The organism is Citrobacter sp. R4, from assembly GCF_026719175.1.
Taxonomy (GTDB): domain Bacteria; phylum Pseudomonadota; class Gammaproteobacteria; order Enterobacterales; family Enterobacteriaceae; genus Citrobacter_A; species Citrobacter_A sedlakii.
The window spans coordinates 21,285-43,815 of the sequence record NZ_JAPPSU010000019.1 but is presented as its reverse complement, the minus strand read 5'-3'; the positions used below and the strand labels follow the sequence as shown (position 1 = coordinate 43,815).

General features: G+C 53.1%; 30 protein-coding genes, 1 pseudogene and 1 other annotated feature. Of the genes and pseudogenes, 11 read left to right on the top strand and 20 right to left on the bottom strand.

Annotated features, from left to right (window positions below; genetic code table 11):
- The 4 genes and pseudogenes from OOJ60_RS23050 to wzzB form a co-directional block, all read left to right on the top strand.
- Positions 1-451: pseudogene (locus OOJ60_RS23050) on the top strand (phosphomannomutase CpsG); the annotation flags it as partial.
- A gap of 169 nt (positions 452-620) precedes the next feature.
- Positions 621-2,027: an NADP-dependent phosphogluconate dehydrogenase gene (gene gndA, locus OOJ60_RS23045; protein WP_205613236.1), complete on the top strand. Its 1,407-nt coding sequence runs from the start codon at positions 621-623 to the stop codon at positions 2,025-2,027.
- Between the two features lie 235 nt (positions 2,028-2,262).
- Positions 2,263-3,429, top strand: a complete 1,167-nt coding sequence (ugd, locus tag OOJ60_RS23040; protein ID WP_205613235.1) for a UDP-glucose 6-dehydrogenase — start codon at positions 2,263-2,265, stop codon at positions 3,427-3,429.
- 139 nt (positions 3,430-3,568) lie between these two features.
- Positions 3,569-4,546, top strand: coding sequence for an LPS O-antigen chain length determinant protein WzzB (gene wzzB, locus OOJ60_RS23035; protein WP_233470918.1), 978 nt, complete (start codon positions 3,569-3,571; stop codon positions 4,544-4,546).
- Between the two features lie 83 nt (positions 4,547-4,629).
- Here wzzB and hisIE read toward each other — a convergent pair whose 3' ends face one another.
- The 9 genes from hisIE to hisL all read right to left on the bottom strand — a co-directional run bounded on the left by hisIE (position 4,630) and on the right by hisL (position 11,865).
- A complete protein-coding gene (gene hisIE, locus OOJ60_RS23030; protein ID WP_205613234.1) occupies positions 4,630-5,241 on the bottom strand; it encodes a bifunctional phosphoribosyl-AMP cyclohydrolase/phosphoribosyl-ATP diphosphatase HisIE in 612 nt (203 codons plus the stop codon).
- Positions 5,235-6,011 carry an imidazole glycerol phosphate synthase subunit HisF gene (gene hisF, locus OOJ60_RS23025; RefSeq protein WP_042284251.1) on the bottom strand — a complete coding sequence of 259 codons (777 nt, stop codon included), beginning with the start codon at positions 6,009-6,011 and terminating at the stop codon, positions 5,235-5,237. The genes hisIE and hisF overlap by 7 nt, the downstream gene beginning before the upstream one ends.
- A complete protein-coding gene (hisA, locus tag OOJ60_RS23020; RefSeq protein ID WP_205613233.1) occupies positions 5,993-6,730 on the bottom strand; it encodes a 1-(5-phosphoribosyl)-5-[(5-phosphoribosylamino)methylideneamino]imidazole-4-carboxamide isomerase in 738 nt (245 codons plus the stop codon). Before hisA ends, hisF begins: the two co-directional genes overlap by 19 nt.
- Positions 6,730-7,320, bottom strand: a complete 591-nt coding sequence (hisH, locus tag OOJ60_RS23015) for an imidazole glycerol phosphate synthase subunit HisH (RefSeq protein WP_042284243.1) — start codon at positions 7,318-7,320, stop codon at positions 6,730-6,732. Before hisH ends, hisA begins: the two co-directional genes overlap by 1 nt.
- Complete coding sequence (gene hisB / locus OOJ60_RS23010; protein WP_060569820.1) at positions 7,320-8,387, bottom strand: bifunctional histidinol-phosphatase/imidazoleglycerol-phosphate dehydratase HisB; 1,068 nt, start codon at positions 8,385-8,387, stop codon at positions 7,320-7,322. Before hisB ends, hisH begins: the two co-directional genes overlap by 1 nt.
- Entirely contained in the window at positions 8,384-9,463 is a 1,080-nt protein-coding gene (hisC, locus tag OOJ60_RS23005) for a histidinol-phosphate transaminase (RefSeq protein WP_205613232.1), read from the bottom strand. Before hisC ends, hisB begins: the two co-directional genes overlap by 4 nt.
- Positions 9,460-10,764, bottom strand: coding sequence for a histidinol dehydrogenase (gene hisD / locus OOJ60_RS23000; RefSeq protein WP_205613231.1), 1,305 nt, complete (start codon positions 10,762-10,764; stop codon positions 9,460-9,462). The genes hisC and hisD overlap by 4 nt, the downstream gene beginning before the upstream one ends.
- 5 nt (positions 10,765-10,769) lie before the next feature.
- The gene (gene hisG, locus OOJ60_RS22995) at positions 10,770-11,669 is read right to left on the bottom strand and encodes an ATP phosphoribosyltransferase (RefSeq protein ID WP_042284232.1); all 900 of its coding nucleotides are present in this window, start codon (positions 11,667-11,669) and stop codon (positions 10,770-10,772) included.
- Positions 11,670-11,715: 46 nt separating this feature from the next.
- Positions 11,716-11,839 (bottom strand) — a sequence feature (His leader region).
- Entirely contained in the window at positions 11,815-11,865 is a 51-nt protein-coding gene (hisL, locus tag OOJ60_RS22990) for a his operon leader peptide (protein ID WP_001364200.1), read from the bottom strand. (Overlaps the previous feature by 25 nt.)
- Positions 11,866-12,027: 162 nt before the next feature.
- On the opposite strand from hisL, the gene OOJ60_RS22985 reads away from it, so the two are divergent.
- The 6 genes from OOJ60_RS22985 to tsuB all read left to right on the top strand — a co-directional run bounded on the left by OOJ60_RS22985 (position 12,028) and on the right by tsuB (position 16,927).
- Entirely contained in the window at positions 12,028-12,852 is an 825-nt protein-coding gene (locus OOJ60_RS22985) for an SDR family oxidoreductase (protein ID WP_200034194.1), read from the top strand.
- A 45-nt stretch (positions 12,853-12,897) separates the two neighbouring features.
- On the top strand, positions 12,898-13,827 hold the full coding sequence (locus OOJ60_RS22980; RefSeq protein ID WP_042284227.1) for a LysR substrate-binding domain-containing protein: 930 nt from the start codon (positions 12,898-12,900) through the stop codon (positions 13,825-13,827).
- A gap of 216 nt (positions 13,828-14,043) precedes the next feature.
- Complete coding sequence (gene yoeI, locus OOJ60_RS22975; RefSeq protein ID WP_099433339.1) at positions 14,044-14,106, top strand: membrane protein YoeI; 63 nt, start codon at positions 14,044-14,046, stop codon at positions 14,104-14,106.
- Complete coding sequence (locus OOJ60_RS22970) at positions 14,096-15,454, top strand: APC family permease (protein ID WP_042284225.1); 1,359 nt, start codon at positions 14,096-14,098, stop codon at positions 15,452-15,454. The genes yoeI and OOJ60_RS22970 overlap by 11 nt, the downstream gene beginning before the upstream one ends.
- Before the next feature lie 171 nt (positions 15,455-15,625).
- Positions 15,626-16,684, top strand: a complete 1,059-nt coding sequence (gene tsuA, locus OOJ60_RS22965; RefSeq protein ID WP_060569823.1) for a thiosulfate utilization transporter TsuA/YeeE — start codon at positions 15,626-15,628, stop codon at positions 16,682-16,684.
- A 15-nt stretch (positions 16,685-16,699) separates the two neighbouring features.
- Positions 16,700-16,927 carry a thiosulfate utilization sulfurtransferase TsuB/YeeD gene (gene tsuB / locus OOJ60_RS22960; protein ID WP_042284219.1) on the top strand — a complete coding sequence of 76 codons (228 nt, stop codon included), beginning with the start codon at positions 16,700-16,702 and terminating at the stop codon, positions 16,925-16,927.
- Positions 16,928-16,964: 37 nt separating this feature from the next.
- Here tsuB and sbcB read toward each other — a convergent pair whose 3' ends face one another.
- A complete protein-coding gene (gene sbcB, locus OOJ60_RS22955) occupies positions 16,965-18,395 on the bottom strand; it encodes an exodeoxyribonuclease I (protein ID WP_205613230.1) in 1,431 nt (476 codons plus the stop codon).
- A 175-nt stretch (positions 18,396-18,570) separates the two neighbouring features.
- Here sbcB and OOJ60_RS22950 point away from each other — a divergent pair, with 175 nt between their 5' ends.
- The gene (locus OOJ60_RS22950; RefSeq protein ID WP_205613229.1) at positions 18,571-19,752 is read left to right on the top strand and encodes a tyrosine-type recombinase/integrase; all 1,182 of its coding nucleotides are present in this window, start codon (positions 18,571-18,573) and stop codon (positions 19,750-19,752) included.
- Here OOJ60_RS22950 and OOJ60_RS22945 read toward each other — a convergent pair.
- The 10 genes from OOJ60_RS22945 to OOJ60_RS22900 form a co-directional block, all read right to left on the bottom strand.
- Positions 19,733-19,924 (bottom strand): helix-turn-helix transcriptional regulator, encoded by a 192-nt coding sequence (locus tag OOJ60_RS22945; protein ID WP_205613228.1) that lies wholly within the window; start codon positions 19,922-19,924, stop codon positions 19,733-19,735. The two genes, OOJ60_RS22950 and OOJ60_RS22945, sit on opposite strands and share 20 nt — an antisense overlap.
- 7 nt (positions 19,925-19,931) lie before the next feature.
- Positions 19,932-20,078, bottom strand: a complete 147-nt coding sequence (locus OOJ60_RS22940; RefSeq protein WP_205613227.1) for a hypothetical protein — start codon at positions 20,076-20,078, stop codon at positions 19,932-19,934.
- A gap of 138 nt (positions 20,079-20,216) precedes the next feature.
- Complete coding sequence (locus OOJ60_RS22935; RefSeq protein ID WP_205613226.1) at positions 20,217-20,372, bottom strand: DUF2737 family protein; 156 nt, start codon at positions 20,370-20,372, stop codon at positions 20,217-20,219.
- Positions 20,369-20,656, bottom strand: a complete 288-nt coding sequence (locus OOJ60_RS22930) for a hypothetical protein (protein ID WP_205613225.1) — start codon at positions 20,654-20,656, stop codon at positions 20,369-20,371. Before OOJ60_RS22930 ends, OOJ60_RS22935 begins: the two co-directional genes overlap by 4 nt.
- Before the next feature lie 10 nt (positions 20,657-20,666).
- The gene (locus OOJ60_RS22925; RefSeq protein ID WP_205613224.1) at positions 20,667-20,960 is read right to left on the bottom strand and encodes a phage anti-RecBCD protein; all 294 of its coding nucleotides are present in this window, start codon (positions 20,958-20,960) and stop codon (positions 20,667-20,669) included.
- Between the two features lie 23 nt (positions 20,961-20,983).
- Positions 20,984-21,361: a hypothetical protein gene (locus OOJ60_RS22920; RefSeq protein ID WP_205613223.1), complete on the bottom strand. Its 378-nt coding sequence runs from the start codon at positions 21,359-21,361 to the stop codon at positions 20,984-20,986.
- Complete coding sequence (locus OOJ60_RS22915) at positions 21,361-21,993, bottom strand: ERF family protein (RefSeq protein ID WP_205613222.1); 633 nt, start codon at positions 21,991-21,993, stop codon at positions 21,361-21,363. Before OOJ60_RS22915 ends, OOJ60_RS22920 begins: the two co-directional genes overlap by 1 nt.
- The gene (locus tag OOJ60_RS22910; protein WP_205613221.1) at positions 21,990-22,133 is read right to left on the bottom strand and encodes a hypothetical protein; all 144 of its coding nucleotides are present in this window, start codon (positions 22,131-22,133) and stop codon (positions 21,990-21,992) included. Before OOJ60_RS22910 ends, OOJ60_RS22915 begins: the two co-directional genes overlap by 4 nt.
- On the bottom strand, positions 22,123-22,311 hold the full coding sequence (locus OOJ60_RS22905; RefSeq protein ID WP_205613220.1) for a DUF5444 family protein: 189 nt from the start codon (positions 22,309-22,311) through the stop codon (positions 22,123-22,125). Before OOJ60_RS22905 ends, OOJ60_RS22910 begins: the two co-directional genes overlap by 11 nt.
- Positions 22,292-22,450 carry a protease FtsH-inhibitory lysogeny factor CIII gene (locus OOJ60_RS22900; RefSeq protein ID WP_205613219.1) on the bottom strand — a complete coding sequence of 53 codons (159 nt, stop codon included), beginning with the start codon at positions 22,448-22,450 and terminating at the stop codon, positions 22,292-22,294. Before OOJ60_RS22900 ends, OOJ60_RS22905 begins: the two co-directional genes overlap by 20 nt.
- Positions 22,451-22,531: the final 81 nt, after the last annotated feature.

The following is a 22,531-nucleotide window of genomic DNA, read 5'->3' as shown; positions in this document are numbered from 1 at the left end:
GAAAACCGGTCATGCGTTCATCAAAGAGCGGATGCGTGCGGAAGATGCTATTTACGGCGGCGAAATGAGCGCCCACCACTACTTCCGTGATTTCGCCTACTGCGACAGCGGGATGATCCCGTGGCTGTTGGTGGCGGAGCTGGTATGCCTGAAAGGGCAGTCGCTGGGCGAGCTGGTCCGCGACCGGATGGCGGCGTTCCCGGCGAGCGGGGAGATCAATAGCAAACTGAACGAACCGGCCGCAGCAATTGCCCGCGTAGAACAACACTACGCCCGTGATGCTCTGGAAGTGGACAGAACGGATGGCATCAGCATGTCGTTCCCCGATTGGCGCTTCAACCTGCGCTCGTCCAACACCGAACCGGTGGTGCGTCTAAACGTGGAATCGCGTGCTGATATACCACTGATGGAAAAGCAGACTCGTTTGATCCTTAAACTGCTGAGAGGTTGAAAATGTGGCCAGGAGCTAATTTCAGTCTCCTCCGCATTCATCCTAACAGGCAGTTGGTGCGACTTAACAAAGCGAATGCTATTAATTAAGCCAGCCAATGAGTTAACATCTAAGCCACTTTCAAGCCGCGCATAAGTCGCGCGGTGACCACACCTGACAGGAGTATGTAATGTCCAAGCAACAGATCGGCGTCGTCGGTATGGCAGTGATGGGGCGCAACCTGGCGCTCAACATCGAGAGCCGTGGTTATACCGTCTCCGTTTTCAACCGCTCCCGTGAAAAGACCGAAGAAGTGATTGCCGAAAATCCTGGCAAAAAACTGGTGCCTTATTACACGGTGAAAGAGTTTGTTGAATCCCTTGAAACGCCTCGTCGCATCCTGTTAATGGTGAAAGCTGGTGCGGGCACGGATGCAGCCATCGATTCGCTGAAACCTTATCTTGATAAGGGCGACATCATCATTGACGGCGGTAACACTTTCTTCCAGGACACCATTCGCCGTAACCGCGAACTGTCCGCAGAAGGATTTAACTTTATCGGTACCGGTGTCTCCGGCGGTGAAGAGGGCGCGCTGAAAGGGCCATCTATCATGCCTGGCGGCCAGAAAGAAGCGTACGAACTGGTTGCCCCGATTCTGACGAAAATCGCTGCTGTAGCGGAAGATGGCGAACCTTGTGTGACCTATATCGGTGCTGACGGGGCAGGCCACTATGTGAAGATGGTCCATAACGGTATTGAATACGGCGATATGCAACTGATTGCTGAAGCCTACTCACTGCTGAAAGGCGGACTGAATCTCAGCAATGAAGAGCTGGCCAGCACCTTTACGGAATGGAACAACGGTGAACTGAGCAGCTACCTGATCGACATCACCAAAGACATCTTCACCAAAAAAGATGAAGACGGTAAATACCTTGTTGATGTCATCCTGGATGAAGCGGCCAACAAAGGTACCGGTAAATGGACCAGCCAGAGCTCGCTGGATCTGGGTGAACCGCTGTCCTTGATCACCGAATCGGTCTTTGCGCGTTACATCTCTTCGCTAAAAGAGCAGCGCGTTGCTGCTTCAAAAGTATTAACGGGGCCGAAAGCGCAGCCGGCGGGGGATAAAGCTGAATTTATCGAGAAAGTGCGCCGCGCGCTGTACCTCGGTAAAATCGTTTCTTATGCTCAGGGCTTTTCGCAACTGCGCGCTGCGTCTGATGAGTACAACTGGGATCTCAACTACGGTGAAATCGCGAAGATTTTCCGTGCGGGTTGCATCATTCGTGCGCAGTTCCTGCAGAAGATCACCGATGCCTACGCGCAAAATGTCGGTATCGCCAACCTGTTGCTGGATCCGTACTTTAAAAACATTGCGGATGAATACCAGCAGGCGCTGCGTGACGTCGTGGCTTACGCGGTGCAGAACGGTATCCCGGTACCTACGTTCTCTGCGGCAGTTGCCTACTACGACAGTTACCGTGCGGAAGTCCTGCCTGCTAACCTGATCCAGGCGCAGCGTGACTACTTTGGCGCACATACCTATAAGCGAACCGATAAAGAAGGCGTTTTCCACACCGAATGGTTGGATTAATTCCTTTTAGCTTACAAAGCCCGGTTTTTTAGCCGGGCTTTTTTTATCCGAATTCTTATTGCTTTATTTCTGTTGCTTCATATTAACTTAATATTATAGCTTTAGTCTGATAAAGAAAATCTTAATTGTGTCAGGCTTCGTTGACACTCTATTCGTTCGGACGCTAAAACAATAATAACGCGTCAGGGCTATAACAAGTCATGACATCATTATAAGTTAATTCTGAGAGCATGAAATGAAAATCACCATTTCCGGTACCGGGTATGTTGGCCTGTCTAACGGTCTGCTTATCGCACAGCATCATGATGTTATTGCGTTAGACATCGTTCCTTCCCGGGTAGAAATGTTAAATGATCGGATATCTCCGATTGTCGATAAAGAAATACAGCAATTTTTGCAGTCTGAGAAAATTAACTTTAAGGCGACATTAGATAAAAACGAAGCCTATAAAAACGCGGATTACGTTATCATCGCCACGCCAACAGATTACGATCCTAAAACGAACTACTTCAATACCACCAGCGTTGAATCTGTCATACAGGATGTTCTTAAAATCAATCCGGATGCGGTAATGGTTATAAAATCTACCGTTCCGGTAGGCTTTACCGCCTCGATGAGCAATAAGTTCAACACCCAAAATATCATTTTCTCACCGGAATTCCTGCGGGAAGGGAAGGCGCTTTATGACAACCTGCATCCTTCCCGAATCGTGATCGGCGAGCGCTCCGAACGGGCCGAGCGCTTTGCAGCGCTTCTTCAGGAAGGCGCCGTTAAGCAAGATATCCCGACCTTGTTCACCGACTCCACGGAAGCGGAAGCGATCAAGCTTTTTGCCAATACCTATCTGGCCATGCGGGTTGCGTATTTTAATGAACTGGATAGCTATGCCGAAAGTCTGGGACTGAACACGCGTCAGATCATCGAAGGCGTATGTATGGATCCGCGAATTGGCAATCACTATAACAACCCGTCGTTTGGCTATGGTGGTTACTGTCTGCCAAAAGATACCAAGCAGCTCCTGGCGAACTACCAGTCCGTTCCCAACAATATTATCTCCGCGATTGTCGATGCTAACAGAACGAGAAAGGACTTCATCGCCGACGCTATTTTGGCCAGAAAGCCAAAAGTCGTGGGCATCTATCGCTTGATCATGAAAAGCGGGTCGGACAACTTCCGCGCCTCTTCCATCCAGGGGATCATGAAGCGCATTAAAGCGAAAGGGGTGGAAGTGGTCATTTATGAACCGGTGATGAAAGAGAACACTTTTTTTAATTCGCGCATTGAACGCGATTTAACCCGGTTTAAGCAGCAAACGGATGTCATTATCTCTAACCGTATGGCTGAAGAATTAAAGGATGTGGTAGAAAAAGTCTACACCCGCGATCTGTTTGGCAGTGATTAAATGATTTTTAAACAGGGAAAGGAATCCCTCTGAAAATCTCGTAAAATTACGTTTTTTATCAAATTTCTTATAGCATCCCGGCATTTTATCGTTACACTGTACCACCATAAGTCTTTTCCTATTCAGGGTATTGATATAAGTGGAAAATAACAACCTCACCGGTCGCAATAACGAACCGGAACAGATTGATTTAATTGATTTAGTTATGCAGTTATGGCGCGGTAAGGTCATTATCATCGCTTGTGTCTTCATCGCCATCTTACTAGCTGTCGGTTATCTGGCCGTGTCGAAAGAGAAGTGGACGTCGACTGCCATCATCACCCAACCTGATGCGGGCCAGTTAGCGACCTATTCCAATGCGATGAACGTGCTGTACGGCGGCAACGCACCACGGATTAACGAACTGCAGTCAAACATGATTGGCCGGTTCAGTTCTGCATTTTCTGCTTTATCTGAAACACTGGGAAATCAAGAAAAACCCGAAAAGCTCACCATTGACGCCTCTGTGAAAGGTCAGCCGTTACCGCTGAAAGTGACGTATCAGGCGCCGACTGCGGAAGATGCGCAGAAAACGCTGGCGAAGTATATTCAGCAGGTGGATGAAACCATCTCCAAAGAAGTCAATGCTGACCTGGCGAGAAGCATCACTACCCGCACTTCAGACTTTGAACAATCGCTTGAAGCGCAGGAAAAAGTCGCCCAGGAGCAAAAAGCGCTGCGTATCGCGCAGATAAGCCAGGCGCTGTCCGTCGCCAAAGAAGCGAACATCAAATTGCCGCAGGTTCAGCAGGCCGATCAGGTTTCGCAGGATACGATGTTTATGCTGGGCAGCGACGCGCTTTCCTCAATGGTGCAGAACGAAGCGACCCGGCCGTTAGCCCTTTCGGATGGTTACTACCAGACACGCCAGAATCTGCTGGCGGTGAAAGCGCTGAAAATCGAACCGGACAGTGTTCACGCCTATCGCTACGTGATGAAACCGACGCTGCCGATTCGCCGCGACAGCCCGAAAAAAGCCATCACCCTGGTGCTGGCGGTGCTGCTGGGCGGTATGATTGGCGCGGGTGTGGTGCTTGGACGGAACGCGCTGCGTAACTATAAGCCGAAAGCGCAGTAAACGTGATTTTGCCGGAGGGGGCAACTTCTCAGGCCAGTAAATACAAAGCCGGGCTTTGCGCCCGGTATTTTTACATATTAAGATTACTGATGACGCTTACGCAGGTTTTCGATCACCGTCGTCAGGTCCAGTTCCTGATCCTGCAACAGCACCAGCAGGTGGTACATCAGATCAGAAGCCTCGTTGGTCAATTCATCGCGGTCATGCACCGTGGCGGCAAGCGCCGTTTCAACGCCTTCTTCGCCGACTTTCTGCGCAATACGCTTAGTGCCGCTGGCGTAGAGTTTTGCCGTGTAGGAACTGGCCGGATCGGCAGTTTTACGCCCGGCTAACAGCTGTTCAAGTTGATACAGGAACAGCCACTGGTGGCTTGCTTCTCCAAAGCAACTGCTGGTGCCTTTATGACAGGTTGGACCAATCGGGTTAACCAGCGCCAACACGGTATCGTTGTCGCAGTCAGGCGCGATGCTCACCACCCTCAGAAAGTGGCCGGAGGTTTCACCTTTGGTCCACAGCCGCTGTTTCGTGCGTGAATAAAAGGTCACGTTGCCGGTCTCAAGGGTTTTATCCAGCGCTTCCGGGTTCATATAGCCCAGCATCAACACTTCGCCGGATACCGCGTGCTGTACGACCACCGGCATAAGTCCGTTGGTTTTTTCCCAGTCCAGCTCGCGGCGCTGTTGCTCTGTTAACATATCCTGATCTCCACGCCCTGTGTTGCCAGGTACGTTTTTAACTCACCAATATTGATAATTTGTTTGTGAAAGACGGAGGCGGCCAGCGCCCCGTCGACGTCCGCGTCACGGAAGGCCTCAAGGAAGTGCTCCATGGTGCCGGCGCCACCGGAGGCAATCAGCGGGACATGACAGACGTCGCGCACTTTTTTCAGCTGCTCAAGGTCGTAGCCGTTACGTACACCGTCCTGGTTCATCATATTCAGGACGATTTCACCGGCGCCGCGTCTTTGCACCTCCTGCACCCAATCCAGCGTTTCCCACTGGGTGACGCGGGTACGGCTTTCATCGCCGGTATACTGATTCACGTGATATTTACCGGTTTCAGCGTCGTACCAGGTATCAATGCCGACCACGATGCACTGTACGCCAAAACGATCCGCCAGGCGGGTAATCAGCGTCGGGTCCGCCAGTGCAGGGGAGTTGATGGATATTTTGTCTGCGCCAAAGGAGAGGATCTGCGCGGCGTCTTCCGCCGATTTAATTCCACCCGCCACGCAAAAAGGAATGTCGATCACTTCCGCGACGCGTGTCACCCAGCTCTTGTCGACAACGCGTCCGTCGCTGGAGGCTGTGATATCATAGAACACCAGTTCGTCGGCGCCTTCGTCCGCATAACGCTTCGCCAGCGGTACAATATCGCCGATGATTTCATGGTTGCGGAACTGCACGCCTTTCACCACCTGGCCATCACGAACGTCGAGGCACGGGATTATGCGTTTTGCCAGCATTGGATAGCCTCCTTCACGGTAAATTTCCCTTCCAGCAGCGCGCGTCCAACAATCACGCCGCTGACACCGGTGCCGCGCAGGGCGGCCACGTCTTCAATGCCGCCAATTCCGCCAGAGGACTGAAACGCCACCTGCGGATATTTCGCGCACACTTCACGGTATAACGAGACGTTAGACCCTGCCAGCGTACCGTCACGAGAAATATCGGTGCACAGCACGTGCTTCAGGCCGACGGGCAAATAAGTTTCAACCAGCTCTTCCAGCGAAACGCCGGAATCTTCCTGCCAGCCGCTGACCGCCACCTGCTTATTGCCTGCGTCATCAATACGCACGTCGAGCGCCAGCACCAGCGCGTCCGCGCCAAAGCGCTCAAACCAGCCTTTCACCACCTCCGGTGACTTCACTGCCGTTGAGCCGACCACTACGCGTGCAACCCCCGCGGCCAGCAGGGTGGCAACGTCTTCTTCGCTACGCACACCGCCGCCAACCTGGACGGGAACGTTAACGCCCGCCACCAGCGTTTTGATCAGCGGGATCTGGCGTTTTGCCGGATCTTTCGCCCCGGTTAAGTCAACCAGGTGCAGTACCTCCGCGCCCTGCGCCGCGTAATCCTGCAAACGCGGTAACGGATCGTTGCCATAGTCGCGCTGTTTTGCGTAGTCGCCCTGGTGGAGACGTACCACGGTGCCGTCGATTAAATCTAATGCCGGAATAATCATCACATCTCCAGGAAGTTTTTCAGTAACTGCGCGCCTGCAGCACCCGAACGCTCAGGGTGAAATTGTACGCCGTAGAAGTTGTCTTTTTGCACCGCGGCGGTAAACGGTTCGCCGTAATTGCACTGTGCGATAGTCCACGGGTTCACCGGCATGGCATAGCTGTGCACGAAGTAAAAGTACGCGCCGTCCTCAATCCCCTGGAACAGCCGGTTTCCGGCCTGCGGATAAACCCTATTCCAGCCCATATGCGGCAGCGGCAGTCCGAAATCGGTCATTTTCGGCACGTCCTGCTCAATAATTCCCAGCAGATCCACACCCTGTGTCTCGTCGCTGCGACGTCCCAGAATTTGCATCCCCAGACATATGCCCAGCACCGGTTGCGTACAGGCTTTGATCAGCTCGATAAGTTCGCGCTCGCGCAGCTGGTCCATCGCCGCCTGGGCGGTGCCGACGCCGGGCAAAAACAGTTTGTCCGCCATCAGCACCACGTCCGGGTCGCGGCTGACCTGCGGGTTGTATCCATGCCGCGCCACGGCGGATTTCACCGAATGGAGGTTGGCGCAGCCGGTATCCAGAATCACTACGTTCATCACAACACTCCTTTGGAGGAGGGGAGCGTATCACCTTCCACGCGGATGGCCTGGCGCAGCGTGCGGCCAAAGGCTTTAAACAGGCTTTCCACACGATGATGGTCGTTTTTGCCCTTGGTTTTCAGGTGCAACGTCACGCCCATGGTGTAAGAGAGCGAGCGGAAGAAGTGTTCAATCATCTCGGTGCTCAGATCCCCCACGCGCTGATAAGCGAATTCAGCTTTATATTCCAGGTGCGGACGCCCGGAAATATCCAGCGCGCAGCGTGCCAGGCATTCATCCATCGGCAGGACAAAACCAAAACGGCAGATCCCGCGCTTGTCGCCGAGCGCCAGCTTTAATGCTTCGCCCAACGCCAGGCCGGTGTCTTCAACGGTGTGGTGATCGTCAATATAGAGATCGCCCTTGACCATTATCTCCATGCGAAAACCACCGTGGGTGGCGATCTGGTCCAGCATGTGGTCGAAAAAGCCGACGCCGGTGTTGATTTTGCTGTCGCCTTCACGATCCAGCCACACCTTCACATCAATCTGCGTCTCTTTGGTCTTACGTTCCACGTGGGCGTAACGGTCGCGTTTCGTCAACTGCTCACCGATCATGGCCCAGTTCAGGGTTTCCCGGTTGTAGCGTAAGCCGCGAATGCCCATGTTGTCGGCAAGCTGAAGATCGGTTTCCCGGTCGCCGATAACATAGCTGTTGGCGCTGTCCATTGCCTGACTGGCAAGATAACGCTCAACCAGCCGGGTTTTCGGCTTCCGGCAGTCGCACGCGTCGGCGGGCAGGTGCGGACAAATCAGCACCTCGTCAAACTGCACGCCCTGCGAGGTGAAAATCTGCATCATCAGGTTATGTGGACCCTCGAAGTCGGCCTGAGGGAAACTCTGGGTTCCCAGACCGTCCTGGTTGGTGATCATCACTAGCGTATAGCCCGCTTTTTGCAGCTTCAGCAGGACCGGCACCACCTCTGGCTCAAAGGCCAGTTTGTCGAAGCGATCCACCTGGAAATCGCTGGGCGGTTCGGTGATCAGGGTTCCGTCACGATCGATAAAGAGATACTTCTGGCTCATACTTGCTCCGCACGTAAAGCGTCAATGACGCGCTGGCTTTCTTCCCGTGTTCCAACCGTAATGCGCAGACAGCCGCTTAATGAAGGTTGTTTGTTCTGGTCTCGTAAGATAATGCCCTGATCCCACAAAGATTTAAATACGCGGCTGGAGGCCGTAAAACGCGCGAGAATATAGTTGGTTTGCGAATCGAACACCTGCTCCACGCAGGCGATATCGCGCAGGGCATTAATCAGGTACTGACGCTCCAGCAGAATCTGCGCCACGCGCTCGCGCATCGCGTTTATTCCCTGCGGACTTAGCGCCTGAGCGGCAATGTCGGCGACCGGCGTTGAAAGTGGGTACGGGGCGATCACTTTCAACAGCAGGTTGATGACCTCTTCATTGGCCAGCGTAAAGCCGCAGCGCAGTCCGGCCAGCGCGAACGCTTTCGACAGGGTGCGCAGAATGACAAGGTGAGGGTACTCAGACAGCCAGCCTGCCAGCGTCGCCTGTGGGCAAAACTCAATATAGGCTTCGTCGGCGACGACAATCGCTTTGCCACGCGTCAGTTCCAGCAGCGTGCGCAAGTCCTGCGGATGGATCAACTGGCCGGTCGGATTATTTGGGCTGCACACGTAAACCACTTTAACACCGTCGAGCTTGTCCGAAATGCCCTGCATATCCAGCTGCCAGTCGGCAAGCGACGGTACGGTACGGCATTCAACGCCGATTGTCTCCGCGCTGACGCTATACATGCCGTAGGTCGGCGGACAGTAGAGGATCGCGTCTTTACCCGGCTCGCAGAAGGCGCGGATTAACAGTTCAATGCCTTCGTCCGCCCCGCGGCTAACCAGCACCTGTTCTGGCTTAACGCCCGCGTACTGGGCGTAGTGTTCAATCACCGCTTTGGGCTGGCATTCCGGATAGCGGTTGAGCGTTTGCTGCGTCAGTTGAAACTCGACTGCCGTCGGGAATTCGTTGGCATTTAACCAGACATCACCGTTGCCACCCAGGCGACGGGCAGACTGATACGGCGTAAGCTTGCGGACATTATCACGGGCTAACTCGCTGACGCTAAAACGGTTTTCAGTGCTCATGCTTGCTCCTTAAGGGCGTTGACGCGCAGGGTGACGGCATTTTTATGAGCGGTCAGGCGTTCTGCCGCCGCCAGCGTTTCGATGGTGGACGCCAGAGCGGAAAAGCCCGCTTTCGACAGCTCCTGCACCGTCATACGCTTCTGAAAATCCGCCAGTCCAAGGCTGGAACAGGTCGCGGTATAACCGTAGGTTGGCAGCACGTGATTGGTGCCAGAAGCGTAATCCCCGGCTGACTCCGGCGACCAGTCGCCAAGGAAAACCGAACCGGCGCTGGTGATATCATCCACCAGATCGCGGGCGTTACGTGTCTGCACGATAAGGTGCTCCGGACCATACTGATTCGAAATCTCGACACACTGGGCCAGATCGCGGGTGACAATCAGGCGGCTGGCGCTGAGCGCCTGGCGTGCGGTTTCCGCGCGCGGCAGTTCCGCCAACTGGCGTTCTACCGCGTCGGCAACGCGTCTGGCGATGTCTGCGTCCGGGGTCAGTAAAATCACCTGTGAATCCGGACCGTGTTCCGCCTGCGAAAGCAGGTCGGAGGCGACAAAATCCGGCGTTGCGCCGCTATCGGCAATCACCAGCACTTCAGACGGACCGGCAGGCATATCGATCGCCGCGCCATCCAGACGCTGGCTGACCTGCCGCTTCGCTTCCGTGACAAACGCATTACCCGGACCGAAAATTTTATCCACCTTTGGCACCGACTCGCTGCCAAACGCCAGCGCGGCAATGGCCTGCGCGCCGCCGACGTTGAATATTTCCTGCACCCCACACAGTTGCGCCGCATACAGAATTTCGTCGGCGATCGGCGGCGGCGAGCAGAGCACCACTTTTTTGCAGCCCGCAATGCGCGCCGGCGTTGCCAGCATCAGTACGGTTGAAAACAGCGGCGCGGACCCGCCCGGAATATATAAGCCGACTGAGGCGACCGGGCGCGTGACCTGCTGGCAACGTACGCCGGGTTGGGTTTCCACATCCACGGTATGCAGTTGCTGTGCTGTGTGGAACGTCTCAATATTTTTCACCGCGACTGCCATCGCCTGTTTTAAATCGTCGCCCAGTCGGGCGCCGGCAGCGGCAATTTCATCAGCGGACACGTTCAGCGCGCCAACGTCGGTTTTATCAAATTTCGCGCTGTATTCACGCAGGGCAGCGTCACCGCGCGCCTTTACGTTATCCAGGATCTCGCTCACGGTGCGGGTAATACTGTCCGACGCGGAGATCGCCGGGCGCATCAGTAAGTTGCGCTGTTCTTCAACGCTGCATGCGTTCCAGTCAATGATTGTGCTAAAGCTCATGGCCATCACTCCATCATCTTCTCAATCGGCAGCACCAGGATCGAACTGGCGCCAAGCGCTTTCAGTTTTTCCATGGTTTCCCAGAACAGCGTTTCGCTGCTGACCATGTGCATAGCCACGCGCTGCTGGTCGCCCGCCAGCGGCAGAATCGTTGGGCGCTCTGCGCCTGGCAGCAGGGCGATCACTTCTTCCAGGCGTTCGCTTGGCGCGTGCATCATGATGTATTTTGATTCGCGTGCCTGAATCACGCCCTGAATACGGGTGAGCAGCTTGTCGATTAACTGCTGTTTGGCGTCGGCCATGTCGCCGTCGCGTTGGATCAGGCAGGCTTTTGAGCGGTAAATGACTTCCACTTCGCGCAGTCCGTTAGCTTCCAGCGTGGCGCCGGTAGAGACCAGGTCGCAAATGGCATCGGCGAGGCCCGCGCGCGGCGCGACTTCCACAGAACCGTTTAACAGACAGGATTTAAAGGAGACGCCTTTCTGGTCGAGATAACGCTTCAGCAGGTGCGGGTAAGAGGTGGCGATGCGTTTACCGTCGAGAGCGGCCGGGCCGTCCCAGGCTTCGTCAACCGGGGTCGCCAGGGAAAGGCGGCAGCCGCCAAAGTCGAGGCGACGGAGGGTAAAGTAACGCGGATCCTCACCCTGAGCGCGGCGGTTGAGCAGTTCCTCTTCCAGCACGTTCTCGCCAATAATGCCAAGATCGACCACGCCATCCATCACCAGACCCGGGATATCGTCGTCACGCACGCGCAGAATATCGATCGGCATATTCTCGGCCATCGCAATCAGACGCTGGGTGTGTAAGTTAATTTTAATGCCGCAGCGTGCCAGCAGTTCGCGTGAATCATCACTCAAACGGCCTGATTTCTGAATAGCTATGCGTAAACGGGTGTTATCTAACATTCTTATTTCCTCTTTATCCTGTCTGAACCGGTCTGAAACGCGCGCCAAAAAAAAGCCCCCGGAAGATGATCTTCCGGGGGCTTTCTCATGCGTTCATGCACCACTGGAAGATCTGAATGTCTCCCAGCACACATCGCCTGAAAGACTAGTCAGGATGATGGTGATGATGGTGGTGTTTAAATTGAACGCGTGTCATAAAATTCTCGATGAATGCTTATTCATTTGATGTCTTTTAACCTAAACCACTTTGGCGTGATAAAGCAAGCGCTTTTTTACATTCCTATTTATAGTATGAATTGTCAGTCTGAATACGCAGGCGTAGCCTTATATAAATAGTGCCGGAGTCAGGAGAAAACGGATGAAAAAGGTCGCAATTGTCGGTTTAGGATGGTTGGGCATGCCGCTGGCAATGTCGCTGACGGCCAGAGGCTGGCAGGTGAAGGGGAGCAAAACCACCCTGGATGGGGTAGAAGCGGCCAGAATGAGCGGTATTGAAGGGTATCCACTGCGTCTGGAGCCCGAGCTGGTCTGCGAGGCGGACGATCTGGAGGCGCTGATGGACGTCGACGCGCTGGTGATCACGTTACCGGCTCGTCGTAGCGGTCCTGGAGAAGAATTCTATTTACAGGCAATGCAGGAACTGGTCGACAGCGCGCTGGCCTGGCGCATTCCGCGCATTATCTTTACCAGTTCGACCTCGGTGTATGGCGATACATCGGGCACGGTGAAAGAAAACACGCCGCGTCATCCGGTCACAGCCAGCGGGCGAGTATTGAAGGAGCTGGAGGACTGGCTGCATCATCTGCCGGGCACCTCAGTGGATATTCTGCGCCTGGCGGGGCTGGTCGGACCCGGGCGGCATCCGGGGCGTTTCTTCGCCGGAAAAACCGCGCCAAATGGCGAACACGGCGTCAATCTCGTCCATCTTGAAGATGTCATTGCCGCCATCACGCTTCTGCTTCAGGCGCCGAAAGGGGGGCACATCTATAATATCTGTGCCCCCGTCCACCCTGCGCGAAAAGTGTTTTATCCGCAAATGGCGCGACTGCTGGGCACCGAGCCGCCGCAATTCCTGGACTCGCCGGACAAGGGTAAAGGCAAAATTATTGACGGTAGCCGGATCTGCAATGAGCTAGGATTTGAATATCAGTATCCCGACCCGCTGCTGATGCCGATGGAGTAATGCATATCCCAGCGGTCTTTTGCCATCCATCGCAAGGGGGCGTGTATGAAACCACTGCTGGACGTGCTGATCATTCTTGATGCGCTGGAAAAAGAGGGCAGTTTTGCCGCAGCGTCGGCGCGGTTATATAAGACGCCGTCGGCGCTCAGCTATACCGTTCACCGCCTCGAAAGCGACCTGAATATTCAGATTCTCGATCGCAGCGGCCATCGCGCCCGCTTCACCCGCACCGGACAGATGCTGCTGGAAAAAGGGCGTGAAGTGCTGCATACCGTGCGGGAGCTGGAAAAACAGGCGGTGAAACTGCACGAAGGCTGGGAAAATGAGCTGGTCATTGGCGTAGACGACACTTTTCCTTTTTCCCTGCTCGCCCCGCTGATCGAGTTATTTTATCAACATCACAGCGTCACGCGGCTGAAATTTGTTAACGGGGTGCTGGGCGGCTCGTGGGATGCGCTGACTCAGGGACGGGCGGATATTATTGTCGGCGCCATGCATCAACCGCCGTCATCCAGCGAATTTGGCTATACGCGTCTTGGCGATCTGGAACACGTTTTCGCGGTTGCGCCTCATCATCCGCTTTCGGAAGAAAGCGAACCGTTGAGCCGCGGCACCATCAGACGCCACCGGGCGATTGTGGTCGGTGACGGCGCACATCCCGCCTGTTCAACGGCAACGCAGCTACTGGACGATCAGGACGCGATAACCGTTTTCGATTTTAAAACCAAACTGGAGCTGCAAATCAGCGGCCTGGGTTGCGGTTATCTGCCGCGCTATCTGGCCCAGCGATTCCTTGAAAGCGGCGCGCTCATCGAAAAGAAAGTGGACGCGCAGGTACTGTCTGAACCCGTGTGGGTTGGCTGGAATGTGCGCACCGCCGGGCTGGCCAGCGCCTGGTGGCGGGACGAGATTTTAGCAAATAGTGCTATCGCTGGTGTTTACACAAGCGGCGAGTCCAGCAAATCAAGCAGTTAAGAAAAAATTTTTTATGACAAGGCTCTCATTCTCTTGTCATTTCGCCTCAATTTAAGGCACAATGCGCCGCTTGCAAAAAATGACATTAACCGACGTTTTACTACGCGTCGGTTATTTTTTTGCATCAAACCAATCATTCATACCAAGAGGCCGGGCTTCGTACCGGATAGATATTTACTAAAAACCGACAGTTGTTGTCGCTGAGGAATCCAGAAAATGGGGCAATTTTTTGCTTACGCGACGGCATTCGCCGTAAAGGGGAATGACCATGTCGCATAACGTTACTCCAAACACCTCTCGCGTGGAATTACGTAAAACCCTTACGTTGATTCCGGTTGTAATGATGGGTCTTGCCTATATGCAGCCGATGACGCTGTTCGATACATTCGGTATCGTTTCGGGCCTCACTGACGGTCACGTGGCAACGGCGTATGCCTTTGCGCTGGTCGCGATTCTTTTTACAGCGTTGAGCTACGGTAAACTGGTTCGCCGTTTCCCGTCCGCTGGCTCGGCGTACACCTATGCCCAGAAATCCATTAGCCCGACCGTTGGCTTTATGGTGGGTTGGTCATCTCTGCTGGACTACCTGTTCATGCCGATGATCAACATCCTGTTGGCAAAAATCTATTTCGAAGCGCTGGTGCCGTCAGTACCGTCATGGATCTTTGTTGTCGCGCTGGTGGCCTTTATGACCATCTCTAACCTGCGCAGCATCAAAACGGTAGCGAACTTCAATACCCTGATCGTGATCCTGCAGATGGGCATCGTGGCGGTGATTGTCGGCCTGATTATCTACGGTGTTTCCCACGGTGAAGGCGCGGGTACGCTGGTAAGCTCACGTCCGTTCTGGTCTGAAGGCGCGCACGTGGTGCCGATGATCACTGGCGCGACCATCCTGTGCTTCTCGTTCCTCGGCTTTGACGGCATCTCTTCGCTGTCTGAAGAGACCAAAGACGCAGAGCGCGTGATCCCGAAGGCGATCTTCCTGACCGCGCTGATTGGCGGCCTGATCTTCATCGGCGCCTCTTACTTCCTGCAGCTGTACTTCCCGGATATCTCCCGCTTCAAGGATCCGGATGCGTCTCAGCCGGAAATCATGCTGTACGTGGCGGGTAAAACCTTCCAGTGGGGCGTGCTGATCTTCTCCAGCGTAACCGTACTGGCCTCCGGTATGGCGGCGCACGCGGGCGTGTCTCGTCTGATGTACGTCATGGGCCGTGACGGCGTGTTCCCGACGCGCTTCTTTGGCTACGTACACCCGAAATGGCGTACCCCGGCATGGAACGTGCTGCTGGTCGGCGCCATCGCGCTGCTGGCGATCAATTTTGACCTGGTGACGGCGACGGCGCTGATCAACTTCGGCGCGCTGGTGGCGTTTACCTTTGTGAACCTGTCTGTGATTTCACAGTTCTGGATCCGCGAAAAACGTAACAAGACGCTGAAAGACCACTTCAATTACCTGATTCTGCCGACCTGCGGCGCGCTGACCGTGGGCGCTCTGTGGATTAACCTGGAAGAAAGCTCAATGGTTCTGGGGCTGATCTGGGCCGGCATTGGTCTGGTGTATCTGGCTTGCGTGACCAAAAGCTTCCGCAACCCGGTTCCGCAATACGAAGATATCGCTTAATCGTGTAATCCAATCAAACCGGAGACCTGTTCTCCGGTTTTTTTATGCCTGCGTTTTATTTCCTGTCTGGCTTAATAACCTTTCGTTCTAATTTAGAGAATTTGGTTATTGGTTATGAACAACCGCGTCATGAATAATTTCCTGACAAATGTTCTTTAGGCTAATTAATTTATGCTTTCAATGATAATAAGCGGACTGTTCTGCGGTGCGCTGCTGGGTTTTGTCATGCAGCGCGGACGGTTCTGTCTGACCGGCGGATTCCGCGATATGTACATCGCAAAAAACAACCGTATGTTTTATGCCTTGCTGATTGCGATCTGCGTTCAGAGCGTGGGCGTGTTTACGCTGATCCAGACCGGGGTTGTCAGCTATGACGCGGGGACGTTTCCGTGGCTCGGCACCGTGGCGGGCGGCTACATTTTTGGCATTGGTATTGTCTATGCGGGCGGTTGCGCCACCGGTACATGGTATCGCGCGGGCGAGGGGTTGATCGGCAGCTGGATTGCGCTGTTTACCTATATGGTAATGAGTGCGGTAATGCGTTCACCGCACGCCAGCGGACTTAACCAGACGCTGAAAACCTACAGCACTGAACACAATTCGATTGCCGACACGCTCAACCTTTCCGTCTGGCCGCTGATTGCCTTATTGCTGGTGCTGACGCTGTGGGTGGTGGCGAAAGAGCTGAAAAAGCCGAAGCTGAAGGTAGCGACGCTACCGCCGCGCCGTCGCGGGTTGGCGCACATTCTGTTTGAAAAGCGCTGGCATCCGTTTGTCACCGCAGTCCTTATCGGGCTGATCGCGCTGCTGGCATGGCCGCTGAGCGAAGCGACCGGCAGGATGTTTGGCCTGGGCATTACCTCGCCGACCGCCAATATTTTGCAATTTCTGGTGGCAGGCGACAGCAAATTCCTTAACTGGGGCGTGTTCCTGGTGCTCGGTATCTTTCTTGGCTCGTTTATTGCCGCAAAAGCCAGCCGGGAATTTCGCGTACGCGCTGCCGATGCGCCAACCACGCTACGCAGCGGGTTTGGCGGGATCCTGATGGGCGTTGGCGCCAGCATCGCCGGAGGATGCTCGATCGGTAACGGCCTGGTGATGACGGCGATGATGACCTGGCAGGGCTGGATTGGTCTGGCCTTTATGATCCTTGGAGTGTGGACCGCATCCTGGATAGTGTATGTACGACCGCAGCGTAAAGCCCGACTGGCGACCGCTGCGGCGAATTAAACGTAAGGATAAATGATGGCGATTAAAAAACTGGACGTGGTAACGCAGGTTTGCCCGTTCCCCCTGATTGAAGCAAAAGCGGCGCTGGCGGAAATGGCGAGCGGCGACGAACTGGTGATCGAGTTTGACTGCACCCAGGCCACGGAAGCCATCCCGCAGTGGGCGGCGGAAGAGGGGCATACTATTACCGATTACCAACAGGTTGGCGATGCCGCCTGGAGCATCACCGTACAGAAAGCGTGACCCATGCTTCCCTCTGCGTTCGCGCAGAGGGAAACCTTCAGACGATCTCTTGCGCGTACTGCCACAACGACTTCAGTAACGCCTGCTTCTCACTGTCATTCGCATATTCCTGATACAGCATCTGTAACTCTTCGGCATAGCGTTGCAAAAATTCCGGCGTAAAGACCTGGCGACGATGTTCAAGCCAGCGTTGCTGCTCCGCTTCATCCAGCGTGCCGGGGAAATTGCGCGCGCGGTAATTGAACAGCAGCTTCTCAATACGCGGGTCGACAAAGGTGATGTCCAGCGCAGGTAAATTTTGTGGGTCCGTTTCCAGCACAATCTTCATGGCCGCGCGATCGGCATCGCTGAAGAAGCCATTGTACAACTGGGTATCGACGTTATCGGAAACTGCGAACGGTTCCGCTTCGGCAAAAATAGCCACCACTTTGTCACGCACCTGCGGGTTGTCGCGCAGCACTTTCAGGTTATCGAGGCAGTGCTGACGATTAATCCCTAACCGGTCGGCATCTTCCGGACGCAGCGTATTCGCCTGCGCCAGCACCGGACATTTATTGATGTGCACCAGTTTCACCGGCACGGCGGCGATATCGCCGAGATCGGCTTTGGCGGTGTACAGCCGCTCGCGCAGGGCGTCGCTGTCGAGTTCGAGGAGCGGTGAAATATCCCCCGCCAGATCCACCATAATCACCGCGTTGCGGTTCTCGGGATGCCATGCCAGCGGCGCGACCCAACTGGTGTTGCCGCGCCAGGCGCCAAACATACCAGAGACATGCACCAGTGGTTTCATTTGCGGCACATCGATCAGCGCCGCCAGCTTGTGCTTGCTGCGGTGCGTGTAGAGGTAGTCAAACAATCGCGGCTGCCGCGCCTTCACTAACTGCGCCATCGCTATCGTCGCATACACGTCCGCCATGGCGTCGTGGGCGTTGCTGTGTTCAATCCCGTTCGCTTTTGTCAGGTGTTCCAGTCGAAAGCTGGGAAGCCCTTCCTCATTTTCCGGCCAGTTGATCCCTTCCGGGCGCAGGGCATAACAGGCGCGCATCACGTCCAGCAAATCCCAGCGCGAATTATCATGCTGCCAGCTCCAGGCGTAGGGATCGTAGAAATTGCGGTACAGGACGTTACGCGTTACTTCGTCGTCGAAGCGCACGTTGTTATAGCCAATAATGCAGGTTTTTGGCACGGTGAACAGCGCGTGGATGCGGGCGGCAAACGCCGCCTCGTTTTCGCCTTTCTCCCGCGCTTCCTGTGGCGTAATACCCGTAACCATCACGGCCCCTGGCTGCGGCAGATAGTCGTCTGCAGGCTTGCAGTAAAACACCTCAGGTTCGCCGATAACGTTAAACTCGCTGTCTGTGCGAAGAGCGGCAAATTGCGCGGGTCTGTCGAGCGCCGGATGCGTGCCGAAGGTTTCGTAGTCGTGAAAGAGGAATGTGCTCTGTATGCTATCGTTTTTAACTGTCACCTGATGTACACGCCTGATGTTATATGTAACTGATTTAAAAGGTTTTTAACGCTGTTTTTGTCATTGATTGATTGTGACTGTACACGATTAAATATTGTTGTTTATGTTCGTACATGCCATATTGAGTACAGATTAAGTACATAAACCATAAAATCATTGAGTACAGAAAACTAAAATGGCGATCAGTGACACTAAGCTTCGCTCTATCTATGGTAAACCATATTCCGGCCCATCTGAAATTACTGATTCCGACGGGCTCGGTATACGCATCACACCAAAAGGCATTATCAGCTTTCAGTTCCGTTTCCGCTGGGATGGGAAGCAACACCGTCTTGGGCTTGGCCGTTATCCGGCGATAATGCTTCGTGATGCTCGCAACATGGTTGCAGATTTAAGGGAATCGGTCGATAAGGGAATTGACCCTCGTACGCTGGCAACTGGCAATAAGGCACAAAAAAAACCAACAGTAAAAGACTGCCTGGACTATTGGGAAAAAAACTACGTTGACGTCGCACTCCGTGAAAAAACACGAGTGCTCTACAGGTCGACAGTGATCAAGCATATGAGCGCTGCTTTCACTGGCGTTCCGATTGAGGATATTCCCGTTCGTCTCTGGGTAGAACGTTTCACAGAAGAAGAACGTATTAACCCACGACGCGCTCGGCAGTTGCTGGTGCAACTTCGTTCCGCTGTTGGCTGGTGTACCAGGAGACAGTTTATTCGCCCTGTGGAGCTTATGCTGCTGCAGCCAAAAGATGTCGGAAAAAAAGCATCAGTCGGTGAGGTCACTCTCAGCTATAACCAACTGGCGAAAATATGGCTGGCTATAGAACGGAGCAGGGGATCAACCTCTAATAAGCTGCTTCACCAATTGTTGATGCTTTATGCCGCCAGAAATAGCGAGCTTCGCCTGGCCGTTACTGATGAATTTGATCGGGAGGAAGGAGTCTGGACGGTGCCAGCAGAGAAAAGCAAAACTAACAGGATTATACGGCGGCCAATATTCGGCGCGGCTGATGATTTGCTTAAAAAGGCGGAAATGACCTACGGAAAAATTCTTTTTCCTGGTCCGGATCTGAAAAAATCAATGACCCTTGCTGGTGCTAACCGATACCTCGGCAGAATTGAAACGTCACTTGGTATTGGTGTATTTACGGCTCATGACTTCAGGCGTACTCTGGCGACGAGGTTATCAGAGGAAGGTGTAGCCCCGCACGTAATTGAAAAAATGCTGGGGCATGAGCTGGGCGGCGTACTTTCTGTCTACAACAAACATGACTGGATCGCAGAACAGAAAGCCGCCTATGAGCTGTACGCAGAAAAAATATTCTGGCACATCAGGAAGATTTCTGGTTAATACCGCCGTTTAAAATCCACGCTTCCACCTCAGATTGTAGGTACTGTTTGGGGTGGGTACGTATCGGTTTCGGGAAGTTATGATTTTTGGTGTACTTCCAGATAGTCATACGAGACGAAACCCGCATCATCTGCATCACTTCTTTTTCGTCAATCATTTCAATATCAGCCATACCCACCTCACACCACACTTAGGCCACGGCAGTGGCGCCAGACTTCATACATGCGCTTCACTACTTCCCGACAGTAGTAGCCGTGTCCGTCCCGGGTCAGGTCGTAGCGGGCGCCATATTTCAGGCGCATCCATATTTCGAATTCTCTGTTCATCGTCACACCGAACCAATCGTTTTCTGAACTACCCGATAACCCCGTTTCCGGGGCTTTTTCTTCGCTTCAACTCGCACTGCTGAAACCTTTGGCGCTGGAGGGATCGGTACTGAAACACCATTACGCATATCTCTGCGGTTACCCATCCTCCAGCCACTTGTTGTTCTGCAATCTCTCGCGTGTGTTAAATGAGTCACGCTTGAGTAACTCCTGCTTATCTGGCATTGGCTTGAATTTGTGTCTTGCTATTAATTCGTGAGGGGAAATACCAGGGTCATATGTATTGCCAATCATGATTTACTCTCCATAAAGTCGTTTACCGCTTTGCTGAGAGAAAGGCCAAGTGTTTCTATATGCTTCTGTAACGCCTGAAATGATTGTGCTTCGGATGCCAGGATTTCACGATGGCAGAGTTCTTTAACCAGATGCTCAAACTTGCTGTAGTAACCACAACGGACAAGCACCTCAATACCAAAGTTTTTACTTTTCTCATCAGTCACTTTCTTCTTCTCACTGAGAATGAGGTCATGCTTTGTTCCGGTAATAACGTACTTACCTAAGTCAATGTTCAGTTTCATGATGAATTCCTCAGTCGTCTCGTCTGTTGCCGTAGCGTCCATAACGAACAACCATGCGTGGGTCGATGGACTCTTTGAATTTCTCTAGTGGTTTGCGGAACGGACGGATTGATGTCTGGTAGATGGCTTCGCGTTCTTCTTTTTCCGCAAGCCAGATAATATGGCGAAGTTCCTTTTCTGCTTTCGTTTCCTGCGGCATAGCCATAATCAGGTCGTAGTTCTTTCTGAAGTTATCCAGCACATCCGATACGGAATTACCAGATAACCGGCGCGGGTCGTCCGCCCCGTAAAGAGGTGCTGGCATAGTTGAATCCTTATTTATTTAAATCAGAATGGTATGGAATCTTCGAATGGTTGCGACTGTGAGTTATTGGATGGTTGCTGGTTACTTCCTGAAGTAGCAAACCCTATTCGAGCATTAAGCAACTCAAGAGTTATGGACTGTCCGTTTTGTCCCTGATAAACATCGACCTTGATATTCTCGCCAGTGATTTCAACGATTCCGCCTTCAACCAGCACATTACGATAGTAATCGGCTTGCGCTCCAGGTTTGGCAAAAACAGCGGCGCTGTAGTTAGTCCATTCTTTTTGTTTGGTATGGCGATCGTAATACTGAACACCTGCTCGGATATTAAATCCGATGCTATCCCCAGCCTGAAATTCACGAGCTGCTTTATTAAGTCTTACTGTGATTGAATGCGCCATTAAGCTATTGCTCCTGTTAATTCTTTTTTACGGATGGTGTACACATCGCCAGCACGAACATGTTGCTCAGTTCCAGCAAGGCTTCTGTCAGCCGCATTCCACGCTTTTTCAAGGTCAGGCAATGATGCTTTGGCGGCGTAATCAGAAAACGCTTTCAGGAGTTGCTCCGGGCTTCGTTCATCGTGTTTTTGTTGTGGTGTATTGTGAGGGGTTGATTGCTTAACTGAATCGGAAATTTGTTGCTGCTTATGCTCGTCAGTATCTGCGTCTTTGGCGTCATCGATACCGAACAATCCGTTAAGGCAGTATTTACGGGCGTAAGAGCTTGTAGCGCCCGTCACCTGAGCAGAATCCATTCCCTTTTTGCTTTCTTCTTCTCGCGCCATAGCGCTTGCTGAGTGGCTATTTTCACCATCCGTGATTGTCGCCGTGGCTTTGACGTAATAACGATCGCCTATCAGGACAATCTCATCAGTGATTGACAGGAACAGGCCTTTCAGCAGCGGCTTAACACCCTCCAGAATGTCTTCGCAGCTTCTGTATTTGTATTTTCCAAACGAATTGTACTGATTCTTTGGCGCATTCAGGTGCTCCTGAATTTCAGCCAGTCTTGCGTAAAACTCTTTGCTCATGAGTAATACCCCGCAAATTCATCCCAGCTAATAATCGGATTCTGTCGCTCTGCGGAAAGGTTTATTTGCTGCTCCACTTCTTCCTCAATTTCTGGAGATATGAGAGCGATAAATTCATCATCATCAAAATCATGCAGCATATTTTTTATTCCAGTCTTCGTCCTGCCATTCATCCCAGCCAAGAGCTATACCTGCTGCCCACATATAGGCATCACGACACCCTTGCTTAGTGTCAGGAAATGATTTCTCATATACCTTGTTGAACTCTCTGTTGCCTTGCTGAACAAGGATCGTTCCGTTAATAGGCACAATAGTCATTGCGTGGCACTCCTGGCTGATTAAGAATTTCTACGAGTCGCTTCCATCCTGCGCGTAATTTTCGAGTGATGCGGTCAAGTAGTGATTCAGTTAGTTGGAAGGCACCCATGCGAGCACCTCCCGCGATTGCGTAAATCATGGGTAGTTCCTTAAATTAAATATTGTTGTCATAGCGAAAGAGACTCGAATGAATCTCTGTTGGTATGAGGAAAAAAGAATG